18 protein-coding genes are annotated in these 21,472 nt (G+C 36.6%); 14 read left to right on the top strand and 4 right to left on the bottom strand.

Annotated elements, in window-relative coordinates; translation table 11 throughout:
- The first annotated feature begins 199 nt into the window (after window positions 1–199).
- The 7 genes from D9Y29_RS10820 (at window position 200) to D9Y29_RS10850 (ending at window position 11,317) form a co-directional block, all read left to right on the top strand.
- Window positions 200–3,721, top strand: coding sequence for a SusC/RagA family TonB-linked outer membrane protein (locus D9Y29_RS10820; protein WP_164735360.1), 3,522 nt, complete (start codon window positions 200–202; stop codon window positions 3,719–3,721).
- A 149-nt stretch (window positions 3,722–3,870) separates the two neighbouring features.
- Window positions 3,871–5,271: a RagB/SusD family nutrient uptake outer membrane protein gene (locus tag D9Y29_RS10825; RefSeq protein ID WP_127127908.1), complete on the top strand. Its 1,401-nt coding sequence runs from the start codon at window positions 3,871–3,873 to the stop codon at window positions 5,269–5,271.
- A 1,000-nt stretch (window positions 5,272–6,271) separates the two neighbouring features.
- Complete coding sequence (locus tag D9Y29_RS10830) at window positions 6,272–6,910, top strand: RNA polymerase sigma factor (protein WP_127127910.1); 639 nt, start codon at window positions 6,272–6,274, stop codon at window positions 6,908–6,910.
- A 1,083-nt stretch (window positions 6,911–7,993) separates the two neighbouring features.
- Complete coding sequence (locus tag D9Y29_RS10835) at window positions 7,994–9,442, top strand: helix-turn-helix domain-containing protein (RefSeq protein WP_127127912.1); 1,449 nt, start codon at window positions 7,994–7,996, stop codon at window positions 9,440–9,442.
- A gap of 463 nt (window positions 9,443–9,905) precedes the next feature.
- Window positions 9,906–10,382 (top strand): MauE/DoxX family redox-associated membrane protein, encoded by a 477-nt coding sequence (locus D9Y29_RS10840; protein ID WP_127127914.1) that lies wholly within the window; start codon window positions 9,906–9,908, stop codon window positions 10,380–10,382.
- A 25-nt stretch (window positions 10,383–10,407) separates the two neighbouring features.
- A complete protein-coding gene (locus D9Y29_RS10845) occupies window positions 10,408–10,779 on the top strand; it encodes a hypothetical protein (RefSeq protein ID WP_127127916.1) in 372 nt (123 codons plus the stop codon).
- 151 nt (window positions 10,780–10,930) lie between these two features.
- Window positions 10,931–11,317 (top strand): hypothetical protein, encoded by a 387-nt coding sequence (locus D9Y29_RS10850; RefSeq protein ID WP_127127918.1) that lies wholly within the window; start codon window positions 10,931–10,933, stop codon window positions 11,315–11,317.
- A gap of 56 nt (window positions 11,318–11,373) precedes the next feature.
- On the opposite strand, the gene D9Y29_RS10855 is transcribed toward D9Y29_RS10850, so the two are convergent.
- Window positions 11,374–12,714 (bottom strand): TlpA family protein disulfide reductase, encoded by a 1,341-nt coding sequence (locus D9Y29_RS10855; RefSeq protein WP_164735361.1) that lies wholly within the window; start codon window positions 12,712–12,714, stop codon window positions 11,374–11,376.
- A gap of 1,245 nt (window positions 12,715–13,959) precedes the next feature.
- Here D9Y29_RS10855 and D9Y29_RS26515 point away from each other — a divergent pair.
- From D9Y29_RS26515 to D9Y29_RS10880, 6 genes are all read left to right on the top strand, one after another.
- Window positions 13,960–14,112, top strand: coding sequence for a hypothetical protein (locus D9Y29_RS26515; protein WP_164735362.1), 153 nt, complete (start codon window positions 13,960–13,962; stop codon window positions 14,110–14,112).
- Window positions 14,091–14,648 (top strand): RNA polymerase sigma factor, encoded by a 558-nt coding sequence (locus D9Y29_RS10860; RefSeq protein WP_164735363.1) that lies wholly within the window; start codon window positions 14,091–14,093, stop codon window positions 14,646–14,648. The genes D9Y29_RS26515 and D9Y29_RS10860 overlap by 22 nt, the downstream gene beginning before the upstream one ends.
- A 46-nt stretch (window positions 14,649–14,694) precedes the next feature.
- The gene (locus D9Y29_RS10865) at window positions 14,695–15,129 is read left to right on the top strand and encodes a hypothetical protein (protein ID WP_127127924.1); all 435 of its coding nucleotides are present in this window, start codon (window positions 14,695–14,697) and stop codon (window positions 15,127–15,129) included.
- A gap of 5 nt (window positions 15,130–15,134) precedes the next feature.
- Complete coding sequence (locus D9Y29_RS10870; protein WP_127127926.1) at window positions 15,135–15,614, top strand: hypothetical protein; 480 nt, start codon at window positions 15,135–15,137, stop codon at window positions 15,612–15,614.
- A gap of 86 nt (window positions 15,615–15,700) precedes the next feature.
- On the top strand, window positions 15,701–16,408 hold the full coding sequence (locus D9Y29_RS10875; protein ID WP_127127928.1) for a LuxR C-terminal-related transcriptional regulator: 708 nt from the start codon (window positions 15,701–15,703) through the stop codon (window positions 16,406–16,408).
- 11 nt (window positions 16,409–16,419) lie between these two features.
- Window positions 16,420–17,064, top strand: coding sequence for a hypothetical protein (locus tag D9Y29_RS10880; protein WP_127127930.1), 645 nt, complete (start codon window positions 16,420–16,422; stop codon window positions 17,062–17,064).
- A 220-nt stretch (window positions 17,065–17,284) separates the two neighbouring features.
- Here the strand turns inward: D9Y29_RS10880 and istA are convergent, their stop codons facing one another.
- On the bottom strand, window positions 17,285–18,127 hold the full coding sequence (gene istA / locus D9Y29_RS10885) for an IS21 family transposase (RefSeq protein WP_164735364.1): 843 nt from the start codon (window positions 18,125–18,127) through the stop codon (window positions 17,285–17,287).
- A gap of 324 nt (window positions 18,128–18,451) precedes the next feature.
- Here istA and D9Y29_RS27030 point away from each other — a divergent pair, with 324 nt between their 5' ends.
- A complete protein-coding gene (locus D9Y29_RS27030; RefSeq protein ID WP_127127934.1) occupies window positions 18,452–18,697 on the top strand; it encodes an HNH endonuclease in 246 nt (81 codons plus the stop codon).
- Window positions 18,698–18,708: 11 nt separating this feature from the next.
- Here D9Y29_RS27030 and D9Y29_RS10895 read toward each other — a convergent pair whose 3' ends face one another.
- Both D9Y29_RS10895 and D9Y29_RS10900 read right to left on the bottom strand, forming a co-directional pair.
- Window positions 18,709–19,500, bottom strand: a complete 792-nt coding sequence (locus D9Y29_RS10895; RefSeq protein WP_127127936.1) for a tetratricopeptide repeat protein — start codon at window positions 19,498–19,500, stop codon at window positions 18,709–18,711.
- A gap of 12 nt (window positions 19,501–19,512) precedes the next feature.
- Entirely contained in the window at window positions 19,513–21,441 is a 1,929-nt protein-coding gene (locus D9Y29_RS10900) for an NACHT domain-containing protein (RefSeq protein ID WP_127127938.1), read from the bottom strand.
- Window positions 21,442–21,472: the final 31 nt, after the last annotated feature.

Here is a 21,472-nt window from a genome sequence, read left to right on the forward strand (position 1 = left end):
ACTCTAATATTATTGGGATGAATCCTATGTAAGAACCTGTCTTGTCAGGTACTCATTTCATCGGAGTGTTAAGAGCATAATTGTTATGTTCTTTTCGCCTAAACATAAATACAGGAGATGGCTCTTACCCACCTCCTGCGTGATGTTCTGGCATTAAATGTTCGGGAAAACAATTGTTAAACCAAAACTCAACAAAGTTATGGAATTAAGTAAATTCCGTGAGCGGGGTGTATTTAGCACACGTAAAAAAGCTGTTAAGGTAATGAAAATCACTGCTTTTATATTATTGGTAGGCTGCTTACAGGTTAGCGCTTATACTAAGGCGCAAGTAAAAATTGACGTAAAAAACATGGCTCTAGAAAAAGTGTTGGACGAGGTTGCCAACCAGGCAAGCGTCTATATTCTATACAATGCCGCAGATCTTTCTGGAATGCGAGTTTCGGCCACCTTTCAAAATGTATCAGTAGAAACAGCTCTCAACATCATTTTAAAAGGGCATGGCTTAACATATGCCATCGATGGCAAGAATATTGTTATCCAGCGAACGAAGAAAATTACTCTTAACGAAAAACAAATACTCCTCCCTGACTCATTAATTAATATTCAAGGTCAGGTATTAGGAGGAGATAATAAATCTGTAGCCGGTGCTACCGTAACAATAAAAGGAAGTGACATTGCTACATCAACACAAGCAGATGGCTCATTTTCCTTGAGTGGAGTGAAACGTAATGCTGCCTTATTGATAACCTCAGTGGGTTATGAACCGAAAATTGTCCAAGTGAATGGTAAGTCATCCATAGTTGTTCAATTGAGTGTATCCGCTCAACAAATGAAAGAAGTTACGATAGTAAACTCCGGATACGAAAAAATTTCGCCCGAAAGAGCAACTGGCTCTTACTCTTCTGTTAACAATGAAATGCTGAACCGTAGAGTAAGCGCCAACATTTTGGACAGGATTGAAAACCTTTCACCTGGTGTTTCATTCCGCAACGCAAATGATGGCATTTTGATAAGGGGTAGGAGCTCGATTTTCTCCAATGTGAACCCACTAATAGTAGTTGATAATTTTCCATACGATGGCGACATAAACAATATCAATCCCAACGATATAGAAAATATAACTATTTTGAAAGACGCTGGGGCCGCCTCCATTTGGGGAGCAAGGGCTGGCAATGGGGTTATAGTGATAACCACTAAAAGGGGAAAAACACAAAAGCCGACTGTTGAAATTAATTCAAACGTTACTATACAGAAGAAACCCAACCTGCAGAAACTGCCTGTTATTTCAAGTGCCGATTTTATAGGGCTTGAAAGAGACCTCTTTCAACGAGGGTTATATGATGGAATATTAAGCCAAACGGATGCACCAGCTCCTTTAACTCCAGTTGTTGAGATTTTAGTCAAAGTACGCTCAGGTGAATTGACGCAAGCACAGGGGGACGAAATAATAAAAAAGTTTGAACAACAAGATGCCAGGAATGATGTCCAAAAATATTTCTATCGAAATCCGGTAAGGTTACAGAACTCTATAAATGTTAGCGGCAATAGTAATTCAATCAATTACTTCTTGTCTATGGGGTATGATCGAGCGTTGCCAGAATTGGTTGGTGCCACTAACGACCGCGTTACTTTAAGAACGGTGAATACTTTCAAAGTTCTAAGAAATTTCCAGATTGAAGCTGGAGCTTATTTGACACAAACCATAAACAAATCTGGTAATAATCTTGGGTATAGTATAAGCAGTGGGGCTGGGAAGTCGCTATATCCATATGCTGATTTGGTTGATGATTTAGGAAGTTCATTGGCTTTGGTTAAGGATTTTAGACAGCCATTTACAGATACAATTGGAAAAGGAGTACTAAACGACTGGCAGTATAAGCCTTATGATGAAATTGGATTTGCATCCAATCAATATAATGATAAGACTCAGCAAGCTAATATTACGTTGAGATATAACTTTCGATCAAAGTTAACTGCAGAAGTATTGTATCAATACCTTACTTCTACAATTATTTCTAGCTCTCTTTCTTCTAAAGAATCCTACTATGTACGGGATCTTGTAAACAGGTTTTATCAACCATTTGCAAATATTAAATTTCCTGTTCCTTATGGAGGTATTTTAAACAACACATTATCTGAAATTATTTCTCATCAAGGTCGAGCTCAGCTTTCTTACAACAACTCTTGGAAGCGTCATGATGTGTCTGTGATTGCTGGTTGGGAAATTAAGAATCTAGTAAATAGAGGAAATGTAAATACCCAATATGGTTATAATGAAATGGGTAGCACCGTGAATCCAAATATGGATTTTGTAACCCAATTTCCTCAATTTGTATACATAGGATCAAATGCTCGAATACCCAATATTCAAAGCGTGTCAAAAACATTGGATAGATTTATTTCCTATTATGCTAATGCTTCATATACTTTCGATAGAAGAATAACTGTGTCTGCAAGTGGGAGGCAAGATGCCGCAAACTTATTCGGAGTAGAAACGAATCAAAGGGGCGTTCCTTTGTGGTCTGCTGGAGTTAGTTGGTTATTAAGTAATGAAAAATTTTACAATTTCCCTTTGATTCCATTGTTGAAAATTAGATCCACTTATGGAAATAGCGGAAATTATTCTAGATCTGCTAAGGGATTATTATCTATGGCTTATGATGGATACAATAATTCTGTTGGATTACCTACTGCCACTATTCTGAATCCGTCAAACAAAAAATTGCGTTGGGAGCAAGTTGGCATGTTTAATATTGGAATAGATTTTGAATCTAAAAACAATATTGTTTCAGGTTCAATTGACTATTTTAGAAGACATTCTAAAGACTTAATTGCATCAACGCCAGCAAATCCAACCTTGGGAGTAATTTATGGATATAACAATTATTATTTCGCCAATGTTGCCTCTGTAAAAGGAAATGGTCTTGAGTTTCAGATAAACATAAAAAATATTGATAATAAATTTAGATGGACGACCAATTACATATTTAGTTACAATTTAATGAAGGTTTCTGAATATTTAATTTCTGCAAGTGAGAATACAGTACTTTATCTTTCGGAGGGAACTATAAATCCACTTATTGGTTACCCCGCATACAGTGTGTTCAGCTATCGGTGGGCTGGATTAGATTCAATTACAGGATCTCCAATCGGATATTTAGGCAAGAATACATCTCAAGCATACTCTGATATTATTAATAAAACTAAAATTGATAGTCTGAAGTATCATGGTCCCTTGCAACCTAAATATTTCGGGTCAATTATTAACACTTTCCAATATAAAGGGTTTCAACTTTCCATCAATATTTCTTACAAACTGGGATACTTCTTCAGGCGTAATTCCATAAATTATGCATCACTAATTCAAACATGGACAGGTCATAATGATTATGCCCAGAGATGGCGAAAATCTGGGGATGAAAGAAGTACAAGCGTGCCTTCATTTCAGTTTCCTCCCGATCCAAACCGAGATTTCTTTTATGCAAAGTCTGAAGTACTTGTTGAAAAAGGGGATCATATTAGGTTAGACGATATTCAATTAAGGTACAACTTGGACCTTTCATCTAGGAGAAGCCTACCATTCAACAATATTACATTTTATGTAAACGCAACGAACTTGGGTCCGCTATGGTTGGCAAACAAGGAGAAAATAGACCCTTATTTTAATGGTGGAATTGTTCCTGGAAAAATGTTCTCCTTTGGATTGAATGTAGGGTTCTAGGAACGTTTCCAGTACCGCTGGTGGTCTCTGGAACAGGACCCCGGCGATGCGAAACTGCGGTGTCGCTTTGCAGACCGCCGCAGAGACACAACAAAACTATTTAGTAGCACGACAAAACTATTTAGTAGCACGACAAAATATTTCAAGTTATGAACTACTTATATCGATACATAATCTTGCTTGCTATTATCGCAAGTATTGCTAATTGCAAAAAATCATCCTTTCTTGATGCAAAGCCAGAGGATAGATTGATAATTCCTGAGACTTTACAAGACATGGATTTGATACTAGATAATGATAGGGTGATGAATGGCCTCAGTACTGATGGGTTAATGCCCATATTTGGTGAAATTGCTTGTGATGATCATTACACCCCACAGCGTTGGTTAGACAATTTTGATGCACTTAGCGTCAATTTATATTCTTGGAATGACAATATTTATAGTGCACCTTCTCAATATTATGGATATAGTTATGCTTACAGAGCCATTTTTTATGCAAATACAGTTTTAGAATCTATAGAGAAAATCAAAAAAGATATTTCAAACGAAATTGAATATAATCGTATTAAAGGGAGTGGTCTATTTCACAGGGCACATGCCTTTCTGCAATTAGCTCAAGTATTTGCGCCACCATATGATCAACAAACTTCATCAAGCTCACTTGGACTTCCTTTAAGACTAACGAGTGATATTAATGAGAATTTAAAACGAAGTACCTTAAAAGAAACATATGATAAGATAATTGATGATCTGCAAAGCTCAATTGAGTTATTGCCCGACCATCCTGCATTCAAAACCCGCCCTTCTAAAGCCGCTGCTTATGGGTTACTTGCTAGGACGTTTTTGTTTATGAATGATTATAATAATGCACTATCTAATGCCAACAAATCGCTTGGGGTCTACAATGAATTGCTTGACTATAATTATATTGATTCTGCAACTCGAAATCCATTCGCTCGATTTAATAATGAAGTGATTTTTTCATGCAATTTTAGTGTTCTGGACAATTTATTACTTCTTAGAAGTAGAACAGTAGTTGACACAGCATTGCAGCAGTCATATAATGTTCATGATTTAAGGAAGGGTTTGTTTTTTAGAAAAGAAGCAGCGAATGGTCCAAAAGCATATTCATTCAGGGGGTCATATGATGGCTCTGCTGATCCTTTCTGTGGAGTTGCAACAGATGAGATGTATTTAATTAGCGCTGAGTGTAATGCACGACTTAATAATACAGAGAAAGCAATGGACGATCTCAATACATTAATGGCAAAGCGTTGGAGAAAAACAGAAAATTTTGTTCCCTTTACTGCTACCAGTTCCCAAGAGGCATTAGATAAAGTTCTTATTGAAAGGAGAAAAGAGCTTTTATACCGCGGTATTCGTTGGAGCGATCTTAGAAGGTTGAACCTGGAAGGGGCAAATATTTCAATCAAACGAATAGTAAATGGTTCGGAAATAATTCTGCCTCCCAACAGTTTGCATTATACGTTTTTAATTCCGCCAGATGTTATTCAGCTTAATCCTGAAATTGAACAAAACAAAAGGTAATATAGTTACCTATTAAGATTTACGTGGCAAAAGTTCCTTTAGTGCTCACTTATTGACCTTGAAGGAAGATAGATAAAATGGACTGGGGTAGCAAGCAAACCTGAGGATGACAAAAGGACCTGTCTACTTGATGGTCCTTGGATCAGAGCATTGGCTAATTCATAACTGCGAGTACTACAAACGCAAATAACCATTGAGACAAAAAACGAACTCTGAAGGTCAATACTAAGCAGTTCCCATTTTCCATTCGCCCTTAAAACATGGGGCAGCGCACGCTGCTCCTTTTCTTAAAAATTCTCCCGCTGGTGGTCTTTTAATGTACCCCGGCGGAAGATAAGAATACAACCTTTTTACTTCTGCAGTCATATTGCAGATCGTACCTGTTGGATCTGAAAAGTACTTGTCAGAGTACCAGGCATAATATAAAGCGAGGGTGAACTATATCCCTCTGGAGATTTCTGAACAAGACCTTGCGAAAATCAATTACAGGTTCATTCAATATTAGTCAACGAGTTTTTTTGAATAGGTGAAATATAGTTATTCCCAATTTTACATCAGGGTGTTCTCTACACCCTGATTTTATTAGAATATTCCTCCGGGGTCTCACTCGTTGACCGCGGAGCAGTAAACAAAGACTGCGAGGTCGCCATTATGATTTGGAAATGCTGCGAGGTCGCTTTGCAGACTATCGCAAAAGCGAAAGAAGGACCTGTGAAAAACAGCTACGGGGGGGCATATGCAAACCACAGCAAGGACGGAGATATGATTTTACAAGGGACACGAAACATTCACTTTTTGCCACGCTTTAAAGTGTGAGGAAAACAAACATTAAACATATCGTAGGAAGAGCATCCTGTAGAGAAGCCTCTGCGGATAACCGCCGGGTCTATTATACTGAACCGGCGCCTACGGCAGCACATTTTGTAGTTCTTTGAAATAATTAATTCTGCGTAGAATTAAAGAAAAATATTGGTAAAAATAGCACAAAACAATTTGGGCGGTGTCAGTTATCTATGAAACACTTACTTCCCGAATAAGCCTATCCTTTGGTTCTGCTATAATTCAATCCGAAAAATATTTCTTTCCTATGCACCAACACTCTCCGGCATTCATTGAGATGTTTCAAAAGGGTAATCCTAAATCCATTCCAATATTGATAATGCTTTATTATGATGAGTTACTAAAATTTTCTTTGCGGATTACAAAAAGCAAATCAGAAGCGGAGGAGATTGTTCAAGATGCTTTTACTGTATTATGGCAAAGAAGATCAGGATTTTTCTCAGATTTATCTATACGGAAGTACTTGTTCAAAGTTGTGAAAAATAAAAGTCTCAATAGTCAAAAAAAGACAGATAGAAGAAAAAAGACGTTAAATGCTTATGCTCATTCGGAAACAGAATTAACTGTAGCGATAGAAATTGATATGGGTGGCGATGATTATCTTTTAATTAAGCTTTGGAGGGAAATAGAAAAGTTACCTCCCCAACCCAAGGCTGCACTTTCATTATTGGCAAAAGGAAAGTCCATTAAGGAAGTTGCAGGAATAATGAAATTAAAAGAATCTACTGTCCGAGCCATTAAACAGCGCGGTATCACAGCTTTAAGAAAGAAGATTAGATCTTTTTTTACAACCTGGTGATGCGGGCGGGACTCTTACGGAAGGCACCAACGTAAGGATATACCGCTCTTTATAGACACCAGCAGAAACTACAATGAATAAGCGAGGTCGCAGGGCAGACCACAACGGAGCCAGACCCCGCAGTGACCATATCTAGGCTATCATAGAGACAGAAAAGAATGAAAGTGTAACTGTTATGAAGAGGTTGAGGAATTAGAAACTACAAATTACTACGCCCCTTAGCCGTAGCTTGTAACGAAATTAATGCACGTTTGCTGAGTTCTTTTGCTAGTTCCGAAGTTTCCTTCGAAGATTTGTAATTGTAGCGCTTAATGATTCTCAAAATATCGTATTGCACTTCTATGATCGCTTTAAGAATAAAAGCGCTCATATGAAGGCTTGGAAATCGACCTCGCTTTTATGCTTCAATTATTATTTCTATTTCCTGAATAAAAGCTACATATTGTATTATGAGACTATCTACCTGATAAATGAGTATACTAAAGTCCTTCTCCTGGAATTTGTTTTCTATTGATTGTAATTCGGCTAATATCCCTTTGGAATTAGGTATTTGTGTTGTGAGCCGAACATTGACTTATTCAATTGCCGTCTGAATAAACGTGTCAAGCCATTGCCTTAAACTTCTCCAATTTTTACTAAAAAAGAAGTTAAGCTTCCTTCTGTTTATATATATCCTCTAATTGATACTTGATGGTAGTATTGTAATCTGGCATGAGCATATTTCAGCAAATCGAATGATAAGGTTATTATTGGAAAGGTTGGTATATCTAACTAAGGGTTGGAAAAAATGATTTGGCAATTAGACTAAATTAGGCTATTTCACTTTAATTACTGCAAATTTTTTGGCGCCGGGAAATGGGCGCCGGTGATTATCTGTACTTCCCACGCTGTCCCGCTGGTGACTCTCAGAATGGACCCTAGCGGAAGACCAAATTCAGAATTGACACCGACAAAGTACTTGAATGTGACTATTTCTGCCGGATATGACTGTCTAATCACGAAAGAAATAATCCCAATTACAAAAGTGGTTAAGAACCATCAGTCGTAAATTGACTTACTACCCTTTAAAATTGTTGAACTAATATGCTAATCACTGTTGAAAAATATAGTGCGCAAATAAAGGAAATCGAGCCAAAATGTAATTTTAATGAAGAATTACTACAAATCGAAGACTATATAAATAGCCATCCTACACAAAAAAAGTTTACTCAATATTTCATGGAAATTTACAAATCGGATTTCCCTTCAATCAAATATTATTTCAAAAGAAAGCATAAAAAGACCATCGAACAATATGTCATAACCTCCAAAGCTGATCTTGCTGAAAAATTGCTTAAATCTGGATTTAATACCCTCTATGTAGCTAAGGCTATCGGTCTTACTCAGGCATCTGTTAACCGACTTATTACTAAAAAAACTGGATTAACTCCATCTGAAATCATTCAAGAGACCGGAAAGGCATCACAAAAGCAATTGTCAATAATAGAGGAAGTAAAAGTATACATTGCTCGGCATATTGATAACCGGTTGTCTGCTACGCGGATCTCCGAGACACTCCATCACTTTAAAAAGACGATAAAGAACTTATTTCTCCAATACGAAGGGGTAGATTTAGCCCAGTACATTGATCAACGAAGGATTGAACGAGCAAAACAATTATTGATAGACGGGCATTCCTTAAATGAGGTTAGTGTAATAATGAATTATTCTTATTTATCTTCCTTTATTGTATTCTTCAAAACTATTACAGGTATCACTCCAGGTGAGTATCTACAGAGCATTCAAGGTCAGGTTCTGCATACAGGCAGTGCTTTTAAGATGCAGAAAAAAATGATCAATGAGGTGCGATTTCTGGATAAAGTAACTCAAATATTAAATCTAGTGGATGAATATGTATTGAGGAATATAGATAACATCGTAAACGACCAGGCTGTGGCATCATACTTTAAGCTAAATGTAAAGACTTTGAGAAAACGTTATCGGGAATACAAAGGTGAGATCCTAAACAAGGTTATCCAAAGACATAGGGTGGAAAGAATTAAATTTTACCTAATAGAAGGAAACACTGTTCACGAAATCGCATCAAAAATGAATTTTAAATTACCGTCACTGCTCACATCTTTCTTTGTTCGCAAAGTTCATCAACCCCCGACAAGATTTCAGAACAGCATAATTGGTGTGAGTGTTCGGCACATGAAATACAAAGACCAATATGTATCCATGCTTGCTGAGCTTGAACTCCTTATTAGGAATAATCTGGAACTAAATAATACAATAAAAGCATTAGCTCTAAAGTATGGAATGGGGGTAAGTAATATCAGGTATCATTTCTTAAAAAGTAGGGGATTTTCAGTCGGTGACTTTCTAGCCAAGTGCAAGTTGGAGAATGCTGTTAATCTGATGTTAAAACAAGTACCTCTATTAGAAGCTGCAAAGTCGTCTAAGTTCCGAACCATTGGAGGATTTTACAAAACCTATGTTTCCTACTATGGTGAGCATAGTTTAAGTTCTATTTTCAGAATGCCCAGCTAATAAAGTAATTACTCCCGATTACGTAACAGTAATAAAAAATAAGATCGGATATTTGCTGTAGAGAAATAACAATACCGCCTTTACCCTCTTCAATCACCTGGCGGTATTCAGAATTGTATCTTTGACGGCCTGCAATGCGACATATCGGGATTGGTATCATTGGGGGTGACAATTCAAACATAGGGACAACAAGATAATTCACAGGGCTCCTTGCAAAGAAACCAACAGGACCATAATAATACGCAGCGATGAATAACAAGTTTGTCAATTGCATGAGCTAACGCCAATGCTTTTTCATAATTCAGGCTTGGTCATTGGGGGAAGGCCTGCGGCATCTTCCTCGGTTGCCATCCGTGTCGATTATTAAGCATTTCATATTTAAGTTTAATGTTAATGATGGTTGGGGCTCTGAATTAGTTTGCTATGAAAATATTTTTGATCAATAATCTTCAAATAGTAATTGATGAAATCAATATCTTTTCCTCTTCGACGTCTTAGCATCTTTTCTTTGTCAAGATCCGCTGTCATAGAATTAATTGCAGGGGCATTGATAGTATTATTCTTATATACAGGCCTTAGTAAGCTTTATGAACATTTTAATTTCTATGCAGTTTTACTTAAATCTCCTGTCTTTTCTAGGTATGCGACATTCATGTCTTGGGCTGTGCCAATCATAGAAATTCTAGTTTCTGGTTTATTATTGATATCAAATACAAGAAAATTAGCACTTTATCTTTCATTGTTTATGATGGTAGCTTTTACTGTATACATGGCGTATCTTATTTATTTCACACCAAAAATGCCTTGTTCTTGTGGGGGAGTAATCACTCTGCTTTCTCCACGGCAACACTTGGTGTTTAACATTGGTTTTACGCTACTCGCATTAACGGGTGTTCTTTTAGCTAGAAAATCTTCAACAAAATCACCAGATAGTAAGTGAGCATAAATATTTAAATCAATATTGGATGAAGCTTCTGAAAATTATATTAATTTTTGTTTTGATAGATCTTCCAATATTCTTATTTTCTGGTGATACGAGGGATGAAGTAAGAATAGATTGTCTCTATTGGTTCGAGGTGAATCACGGAATTAGTACAACTGTCATTCCTATTGCAATTGTGTATTTATACCCTATTCCTGATTCAAATGGGAATGGTTGGCCCGATGAAGCTATGTTTCCTGGAACACCACCTTATTCATGTGAAGGAGAAACTTATATATGCGCACTTGGGTATCAAAGTGCATCAGAAATAGAACGAGTTTATGTAAATGGTCTGTATTGGTTCAGGCCGACGTATGGTGCTACATCAAGTTGTGTAGTTTGGAGGGATTTTTAATCGAGTTCTTTACAGAACTAGAATAATCAATAAAAAATATTCCATTTCAAGTTGCAACATAATGGAAAATGGTTCGCTGAAACCGAAATTCAGTTGGAGAACCTCAATGCCAATTTAAAAGTTTGGGGAAATTAATCATAAACCTTTTGTTATGAAAAAAGTACGTATCGCTATTGCTGCATTAGTAGGTATTGTTTGCTTTGCATTTACTGCAAATACCGAAAAACAAGCACCTTGTGACACTAACCTTCGTTGGTTTGCAGTTGGCGGAACATCAACAAGCAATCAGCTTACTGCTATTAGTCAACTTACTCCAATTCAAACAGTATTCGGAGATGTAACTCCCAATGAAGTACCTACTGGAACTAGATCAGGAATTATTACGAGCACCTTCCCTTCTTGCGTTGAAACAGAGTTTTATTTCTGTGCACTTGGCTATGCTGACAGCCAATTGGAAGTTAGATTGATTAATGGACTGTACTATTGGGTACCCAAAGCAAACGAAACCCCAGCTTGTGTAATCAAAAAAGATGAATAATAATTTTCGTTAGCTAATATCAGCCTGGATTGACTTTTCTATTATGTTAATCCAGGCTATCTTGCTTCTAATATCAAGAAAGAGACACTATTAACTTCTTCAATTAAATCTAAGTCATATCTATTTAATATTATTTTTAATTCTTTCAAGGAATACTTTTTATTCATCTTAATATCTAAGTCAATTTTTCCATAATAGTTAGTCTTGTCTACTACAATTGGATCTATCAAATTGTTCAATAACTCTACAAATGAAGTAGATGTAATGCTTCTAACCTTTACATCCTCAGGATCATTTTGGGGGTCTGGAATCCTAATTTCAAACTTTGCTTTAAACTTTTCCTTACTTGAAGTTCGAATTAAACTCAAGCATTTTATTTGCTTTTTTTCAACAGAGCTTCTTATATTGAAGTATCGATCGAGGTCTTGAATCATTATTTTAGCAGCGTCATAAGTACAATATGTTTTCGGGAGTATTAAATCATAGCAGTATAGGCTATTTTTTCTGAATTCATAATTTTCTTTTCCGCCAACTCCAAAAAAATCTTTTCTTCGTTTGTAAAAAGGCTTCCCATTTTCAATTATTATTACTTTCTTTTCCATAACGTCATCAGTTGGAACACTTGAGTCTATTATGTTGTACGCATTTCTATATAGCTCAACAACTGTCAGATTAATATTTGATAGTCTTCCAAATGCAGAATCGCATTGAAGTGAATAAGAAAACCCTCCTGCAATTGAGTCTATATAACCAGTTAGTCTTGAACCAATATCTAGTCGTGTAGTTCTATCTATGGTAATATTATCCATATTCGAGTCGCATCCTGAAATATGATGTCTTATTGTCCTTTTGGGTATCAATTCGGGATCTTCTCCTGTTATTATTTTCTTTATATTATCTGAATTTACAAATGTGTGGTCAGTCATTCCAATTACAACTCCATTTGAATCTATCCAAATTTCATATGGGAAGCCTTGAGTTGGAAACATTTTGAAGAGTACTGAATCTGCAGGAGCCTGAATAGCTGTAGGCAAACTTCTTAAGCCGTAATTTGTACCCATTCTTCTTTTTACCCAATCCTCAATACTTCCTTTTTTCATTCCATCAAAACCTACAGGTAGAATTACGAGTTTGTCTTTATATCGTGATTGTAGGCTGTCTAATTTCGGGAATGATTTTATGCATACTGAGCAGAATGTGTTCCAGAAATCTAATATTAAAAGTTTACCTCTAAAATTGCTTACATAAGCTTCATTAAGAGTAGGATGATTAATTACCTTTCCCAAAAATAATTCAGATACATTATCACCCACCTTTGCCGGCGCATTAAATGAATTTTGATAAACTTTAGGCAATACACTGTTGAGTACAGTAGTTTGTGCAGTCAGTTTCTGCAATGTCAAGATTTGTGTCAACACAAACAAGGTATAAAGAAGATATCTCATGGCTATACTTTTTCTAGTTATTCATTTTATTTAGTCTCAGTAACAACGATACCGAAGTTCTGCACAATCACTTGTTTCCGTGGTTTTCCTCACTTGCGGAATATCGTTATCTATTTCTTTACGCCTGGAATTGTTGCTATAGAAGCTACAATGAAACGCAGGAAAGGTTTATTGGAGATGGTAGGGCAAATAAACAATCATGAACCTAAAGCGAGGCAAAAGGTACAATTGGCCGTTTATATGCCCTATATTATTAAAACGCGGCAACAGTCAAAATCTCCCTACGATTTTCAGCTAATTTTTTGCAGTGCCAGAAAATTATCCCCTATGGTAGATACTGTTATTCGTCTCTTTTGAGGCCTTATTGACTCCGAAGGATAGCGTTAGCTCACAACCAGGAAGGATGGGGGCTGTTGAGGACTGCCTGCAACCTCTCACATTTGTCCTTGTGGCGTCTGGAGCTCAGATTGCCCTCCAGATACTTTTATCACTGTTGTACTTATTGATCCTACGGCACCTGTTTTCCGAGGTACCGTTCCAGAGACCAGCAAGTGAAACAGGTTTGGCCCACAACTGCTACATTCTCATTCACAAAGAATTAGGCGTTTCATACTCTTGCTACGCCAAAACATAGATTTTAACTATTCAAAATTCAAGAATAAAACTTCCATTTATTCTTTGTTCATATTCATTCAAAAATTTATATTGCATTCGCAGCAAAATAGTTATCCGCTTTAATAGCGACTTTTTTTACCAGGTCTACGCTAACAAGACCGTTCTTAAATGTTGTTCAAATGAAAGTACTATCGGGAGGTGTACTAATTTTCTTCACTGAAAATTCATCTGTCTTAGCACAGGAAGAGACAGGGGGAAAGCACCAAAACTTCAAGCCTGTGTGTTATAATTATAATCAAAGAGTCTTGCCTCATTGTTCGGGGTGATTTTAAGATTGCCCATTTCTCATTTTACACTCATTTACTTAGCAAAACTGAATCATGTTTTCAATGTTCATTTCAATTAATTGAACATTTTGATCATATTCAATCGCCACATATAACCTGGGTCAATTGTCTGGGTATTTCACATCCATAATACCTTAAGCTACCATTAAGCTTTTGGAGTACGCTTAGATTCCTGCAATCAACAGCACCTATGCAGGAAAATAAAATCAATTATTGGGAATAACTAGATCTGGTAATGAAATCGGAATGGCGTCATTATGCTATTACTTTCCCTTCGTTACCATACAAACCACTGCTGGTAGAAATGGCGGCACTGAGCTTCCGCTTCTACCAGACAGAAATGTTATTATTCAAAAAAAGTACTGTATGGTTCATTCCCAAAAATTGACCGATGAAAAGTTACTTAAGGCATTTCAGGCTGGTGAACCGGCGGCCTTTAAGAGATTTCTACAATTGAATTTCCTTTCCTGGGTAAACTATGCCAAAGATTTACTACAAAACAAACTTCATTCGGAGGAAGTAGCACTTGAAGCTTTTTCTAAAGTTTGGCAGGCAAAAAAGAATTTTTTCGGGTTTAATAATGTAAACGCATTCGTAATACTCTCCATAGATCGAACATGCCGGGATTATCTGAGCCGTATTGTTGAAGAAAATAGGTCCGTCATACCAGGTATTAAAAAGCCTCCAAAGTACCATAGGTACAATTCACGAAAAAATAGAAGATGGTTAGTGACAAATGAAAAATGGCTACTATCCCTTCCTTTGCGCGAACGACAAATTTTTATCCTGCATTATTTTGCAGAAGTAGATAATTCCAAGATTGCAAATTTAATGGGTACTAATACCGCTTCAATACGTTATCTATTAAAGAGCGCGAATGAAAAGTTGCGAGATCTAAGAAAAAGGGGAAGAGATAGATATTGACATCAATTAGCAGAATTTCGCTTCAATGTTCCATTAAACCTTACTTATGAAAAAGCTAATAATTTACCTGTGCATATTGGGTGTTACGTTATCCAGTTGCAGCAAACGAAATGGTCTAAATATTCCTGAACCCGGTAACTATTATCAACAAAATGTCTTTGATGAAAGGCTATTGTACAAAGCCGCTAAGTTTATTCAACAAAGCCAAACAACAGGTTCCATTACACATAAAAAAGATACACTTATAATTAATCAATTCCTGAAAGATGTGCCCATCGATACATTGGCATTTGAGCGTGATGCGGTGTTTCCTTTTGTTATTCGTTTTTTCAAAGAGGTATTGCTGAATGAAATTAAAAGTAACCCAGTTTTACTACAAGGGGCAATCTTGGTTAAATTATATTTCTATAACAGTTCTCAACGGAATGAATTAGAGTTCCTGTATCCAATCTCAGTATTATACTTAAATCGAAACTATTAAAAATAATGGTCAATTATAAAATATCCGATCAATCAAATCTATTAGAGGGTGATTTAAACATAATAAGAAAAGAGGCAAAGAAGAAAAACAGAATGGTTGAATATCGAATTATTGAATTCGGCAAAATCGAAAATAATCTGTTCGTCTTAGCTCGTTATTTGAAAAATAATGACGCTGTATTACAGCTACAGGTTTTCATAGAGAATAAAAAAGTGGAAGGTATAATAACTACTATTTATCACAATGTACTTACTGATGAATTAATCATCGTAAAGTTTATTTGTAATAAATCAGTTGCATGTGATTGTTGTATTTATAAAATCATAAATCAAATGATAGTTTATGGCATAAATAACGGAACTAAATTCATAAAAGGAATATTTCCTTTGTCAGAAATAGAAGATGAACTACTCCTTGCATTTAAATGGTTACAGTTTTCAATAAATATCGCTGAGGGTAAAGTCTCTGTTTGCTTAAAACTATAACTGATTGATTTGAAAGTGTAATGTTTTTTTTAAGAATATTTCAATAATTGCTTGGAATATGATTCCGGTAAATTACTTCTCTTGTCATGAATCTATCCGAATGCTTCTTGTTTCTGTCGGCGGAGGTGCCGGCGACTATGGGAGCAAGTAAAATAATAAATGAAAATTTCCATAGAAGCACTTTCTTTTCTGCTTCTTCGGTTGCCAGATTTACTGAACTGTTCATGCAGAAAAGAGAAATGTTATCAATGTGTCTTATTGATTTTGAAACGGACCTGTATGAAGAATTTACAATTCAAACTGCTGAATATATTTTGAATTTTCCTGGTATTTCATTCATATATTTTATAAGGCCAAAAATTCCAAATCGAATTGTAGCTAAGCTGGAGCAAATAGGAGTTAAAGGGTTGTTGCTAAAAACAGCGACAGCCAAATTGATCATACATTGTATCAAAGAAGTATTACAGGGAAGACCCTTCATTCAGAAAGAAATTGCCAATCAAATTAAAGAAATCAGGAAGTCGACACCACAAAAAGAAAGTCATTTATTTAATCCTTTTCTTTCTTTATCTAAGCAAGAAGCAAAAGTGATTAATGGGATATTGGCGGGGAAAAGAATTAAGGAAATTTCCAACGAATTAGGTATAACCTCCAGCTCTGTATCCACCTATTTTGTAAGAGGAAGAAACCGATTAGGCGTCATAAATAGGATAGAGTTGATACAATTAGCCAACAAGATTAAGTCTGAAATCAAAGGGGATCTATTTGAAGATTTGGATTCAATTAATAATTAAACTTTAATGATATGTTACATCTTACGGCCTATGATCCTGTAAAATGGACATTAGATTTTCATCAGTATCTTATGTCCAATTATAAAAGAATATACAAGATATTGCTTGAAGATAAAGTAATGAGAGTGGAACTAATGAAAGAGCAATTTAATAATAACACCATTGAAATTTACGGTTGTGATGAATTTGATTACATTAATTCAGTAATTATCGATGAGATATTTGAACAATTATTGAACAATGAGTTGTCGCTGAAGTGTTTAGAATTAACCACAATATCAATGAATGTAAAGGAAAAAATACATGCGAAATCTTACTTGTCATGGCCAAAGGGAAAGGTTTATTTTTATGAGGACTTTTTTGTAAGAGGTAAAAAGTGCGACAGTGAAAATTTAAAGCCAATCTTTAGCAATAATTGGGAGTTCTTTTATTCCTACTATAAATTAGGGTTTCCGCGTAAAGCAAATTTTAGAACTGTTTTCAAGGATGAGGATAAGCATTTACTTGCAAAAATAATGGAAAGTCTTCTGTTACTTTTTCAGGGAATATTCAACTCCAGGGAACAAGCTGAGATAATGAAAGACATAGACACTATTTACTATCAGAAGTTAATTTCTAGTGATCAATACTATGAAGATTTGCTTTATGACATTTAATTAAAATCTCTTATTTATTTGCTATTCATTGAAAACTGGAATCTCGATATAAACGATAGTCCCCTTTTTCTGCTCAGATTTCATTCTGTTGACGATAGTAATACCAGCCTTCTGTCTGTACTTTTTACCTATAATTGCCAATCTTTCGTTTATTACCATTGTTGAAGAGTTTGCTTTGGCCTTGCTGGTTTCGTAAGAACCAAAACCAATTCCATTGTCTTCAATCGTGCTCGTGCATGGCGGTCTGCAAGGAAGCAAGGCTGGTGAACTGCCGGTGACGCAAAGGGCCGTAGATATGATTGTAGACAATATTGACGGCTCGCTCTACCATCGCTTTGTCGCGGGGATGATAAGGACGGGTAGCACTGAAGGAGGTGGTGTAGTGATCGCTCAGTTGCAGGCAGACATCGGTAAACTGCAGCTCGTAGCGATCCGCACGTTTTACAGCCGTCCTCATGTTATCACAAATAATAGTAGCGGTGAGGCCACCGTAGAACCTGGCCATGCAGTTGATCGCGTGCGCAAAATCTACTGTCCGTTGGGTATGCAAAGGATGGCAAAAGATAAAACCACTGAAGGGAAGGGTAGCAATAAAGACTTCACATGCTACCTGCTCACCGGTGCCAAGATCAATATAGTGCAGCTTTTTACCGGCAAAATCAATCATGGTCATATCGCCTGGCTGGTATTCCAGGTGCATCGACAGGTCTCGATTTTTGAGGTATTGTTGCAGATGGTAGCAATATCGGCTATAGCTGTAGCCATCAGGATTTTGAGCCATGTATTCCTGCCACAGCAACTGCCGCGTAACGCCGGTCCTGGATAGTTCTGCCCCCGCGTTGCTAAAGTGGACCGTTACCTGCCGCAGCCGTTCTGCATCCAGCTCCGGCAGATCACTAATATAGGCATTATCAGCCAGGTCAATAGCAGAATTGCTTTCTGTAGAGCTCAGTCGGGAAAGATATTTACGAACGCTGTTACGGCTGATCCCTACGCGCCGGGCAATCTCTCGTATAGGAACCCCATCGGCCTGAAGTTGAAGAACCTGTTTTAATCGTTCCATTGCTATCGGTTTTTGCGCCATTGCCCCTTAAGTTTTTAGGGTGCAAAGAGACAGCAAGCAGAACTTTTATTGCCAGGTGGGGTGGGTCAACATGCAGGAATGTCAGGCGATTGATCCCGAAAAATATTTGCCCGGGTGGGTCAACATGCAAGAATTGAGCGTAAAAAGGAAGCTTCTGAAAGGAAATTAAGACGGGTCAACATCCAGGAATCAGGCCGGAACAAAGTAAAAAGGGCTGATTCAGCAGGTGGGTCATCATGCAGGAACAGTGGGTCAACATAAAAAAATAATGATGGGGCAACATGCCCAAGACTCTACACTCATATTGAGCCGCATTATAAAAGTGGGGATAATTCGTCATGTAACGGTCTTTTATTGAGAGTTGATATTCACAAACTCTTTGATGATGGTTTGATTGCTATAAATCCAAATACTTTTGAAGTTGCCATCCATGAGAGTCTTCTTAACACTGTATATAGAGAGCTAAGTGGAAATAGCTTGCTGGAAAGACTTGATGGTAATAAGCCAAATGAAAAGTTCTTGTTACAACGATGGAAAGAAAGAAAATGATATCGATTGCACTAATTTTCTCCTTTTTTGAAATAGTGGAAATCACTTAAAGCTTCCTTCAATTCGGGGCGTTTGGCAACTGTCCTATTGATCCAATTTTCAAAATCAGTAAGAGATTTTTCCACTGGAATAATAAATACATACATTCTTTTCTCAAAGAACTTTAAGGTGTCTAGTTCATCGCTTTGAGCTGACTTTTCTAAAATACTAATTACAGGACGAATATTTTCTTCCCAACAAGACAGAATATAAAGACCTATAAGTTCTACCGCATCTATGAATGCTCCAGCGTACCAATGCGCGAATGCCAAGTTGCCGTGAATGAAAGGCATATCTGATTCCGGTATTAGCTTTCTCTCAACAATAAGGGAATAATGTTGAGCCAGAACTTTAACAGCATCTTCAGACATACTGCACATTATTAAACTATAGCCATAGTCAAAAAAGGCGCTTGCCTGCTTCGCATCCAAATCATATGTTGTTGCTAAACTTACGCAAATAGAAAAAATCTCGGAAGCATGTTGGTAATCATTGATATCCGAATATGTCCATGCATAGCTTTCATATAAATGATAAAGGCCATCAATGACATTCATTCCAAACGTCTTAATAGCCTTTTTGTATAGATCAATGCTTGTATCAAAAGCATGAAATGCTTTTTCGTGCTTTTTGTTTTTACTGTATGTTGTTCCCAAAACTTGCCAACAACTTGCTTTTACATTTATTTCTACTGAATCAAGTTTTGGATTGTTTATTATGCTTTCCACCTGAATTTCTGCTTCAGAATATTGGGCTGTGGCCAATAGCTGAGTAACCTAACTAAGTTGGGATTGGATTGCTAAATTTGCATTTGACGATTTTGATAATTCGGTATATATAGCTGCAGCTTCGCGGAACAATTCATCATCTAACGATTCTGATAAATATGTCAGCATACTAGCCTTTTCAAACCTAAATGAATCCGATGCGGCTCCATTTGAATCTAATTCCAGGCCAACGTTATACTTTGATAGTGCTTCTGAATAATTTCCTTGAAAACGCAATGTTCTTCCCTGTACGTAGTACGGCCAACTCCATTTCCTTAAAATCGGGTCATCTTGTAATTTAACGCAGATTTTATTAGCAAGATAGAATTCACCGTTTCCCATAAGCGTACTCATGAATCGATAAGCCTCATCCTTTGCAATATCTATTTCTTGCGCCTGCAACGCGTGGTAGATTATTGCCTCGCGTTCAAAAAATCTGACATCATCCTTTATCGATTGCAAGTACTTTACAAAATGCTTCGCTGAATTTTGACTTTGTATAGGGATTGGTGATTTTAAGACATATAATCGAATAAATTCTGGAACTATGAAAAATTTATCCTGATATTTTTCAATTAAGAATTTATTCCTAAGGGCACGAAAGTAGCTTTCAAAGTTGTCGGGCAGCACGAAATCTCCAATACCATATCTAAATGGCACAATAAAGGAACTCAAAACCTTTAATAACAATTGTTCTTCAGATTGTAATGATTCAATCGCTTTTTGCTTTATATAGTCGTCTATCGCGTTAGTTTTATTATTTTGTAATTCTAATACAAATTGACCAATGGGTTTATACGACGTCGCAGAGGCTATTATCTTCAACAAATAGGGATGCCCATTCATAAGATTAAAAAGCACTGTACCAAACTCCGCAACTTCGTTGGCAGTGAAGTACCTTTCAAGTAATACTGCAAAAGCCGCTCTGTCTAACCCCGAAAGAGCAAGTTTGAAAGCAGGATTTGTCCACGATACGGTGTCGATAGCAGTATTTGCTGATATGAATATCTTCGAATTTGATAGGTATGAGCTAAATATCTTTAGCAGTGATATTAGCTCATGTTTGTATCCATTTAGGCCATCAAAGACGACGCAACACTTGTTTTTACTCAAGGAATAAAGCAAAGAATTCTGTATTACGTCATCGTTCATTTTGGACAATGCGACTTCGAACGATGCATCGTTAAATTCTTGCTTAAAGAATCGCCCCAGGTTACTGTAGAAGACTTCTTTGGATTGCACGATATCGCAATCAATCCATAAGGTTTTAACCGAATCCTGGGTTGATAAAAAATAGGCTATCATTGTAGTTTTGCCTATACCTGATATGCCTTCAACTATAAAAACATTATTGTTGTTATAAGCGTGAGTCAGTTGATTCAGCTCTGTGGTTCTTCCGCTAAAACCTAACACTTGAGGTATGCCAAAGTATTCACTGAACTGTACTTCACTTTGATCTCCGAAATTTTTTGACTTTAAGATGTTTAATATTTCATCTTGTTTGTCTCCAACCAAGGTTACTGTCGCTAATGTAGTATCAATTTTTTTCTCTAATTCTTCAAAAAAATGTTGAACTTGATCGACATGCTTGTCGTTTACTGTAACAGCGTTTTCTTGAAATGAGCTTTCATGTTTATGTTTGATTTCCTTTAGAATCTCAACGGTGTATACTTCATTGTTTGTCTCAACATGATGCTTGTGACAGAGAAATAACAGATTTTCGTAGGACCGTCTTTCCTCATTCGTATGAGCCGGATTAAAACGTTCACCACCTGGTAGAGCGGCTTCAATGTGACAGCATTCAGCAACTAACTCGTCATTATCAGTAAATATTACTTCTTGACAACTAGGAAAAGCACAACGATTCCCAGAACGCAGTAGAAGTTTTTTTATAGTATTTGATGTAGGTGATAGTCTATTAATGGTTTTAGGGCACATGGGTTTTCTTTTTCAAATATCATCAGTCAAG

It is taken from the genome of Pseudoflavitalea rhizosphaerae (assembly GCF_003991355.1).
Classification (GTDB): Bacteria; Bacteroidota; Bacteroidia; order Chitinophagales; family Chitinophagaceae; genus Pseudobacter; species Pseudobacter rhizosphaerae.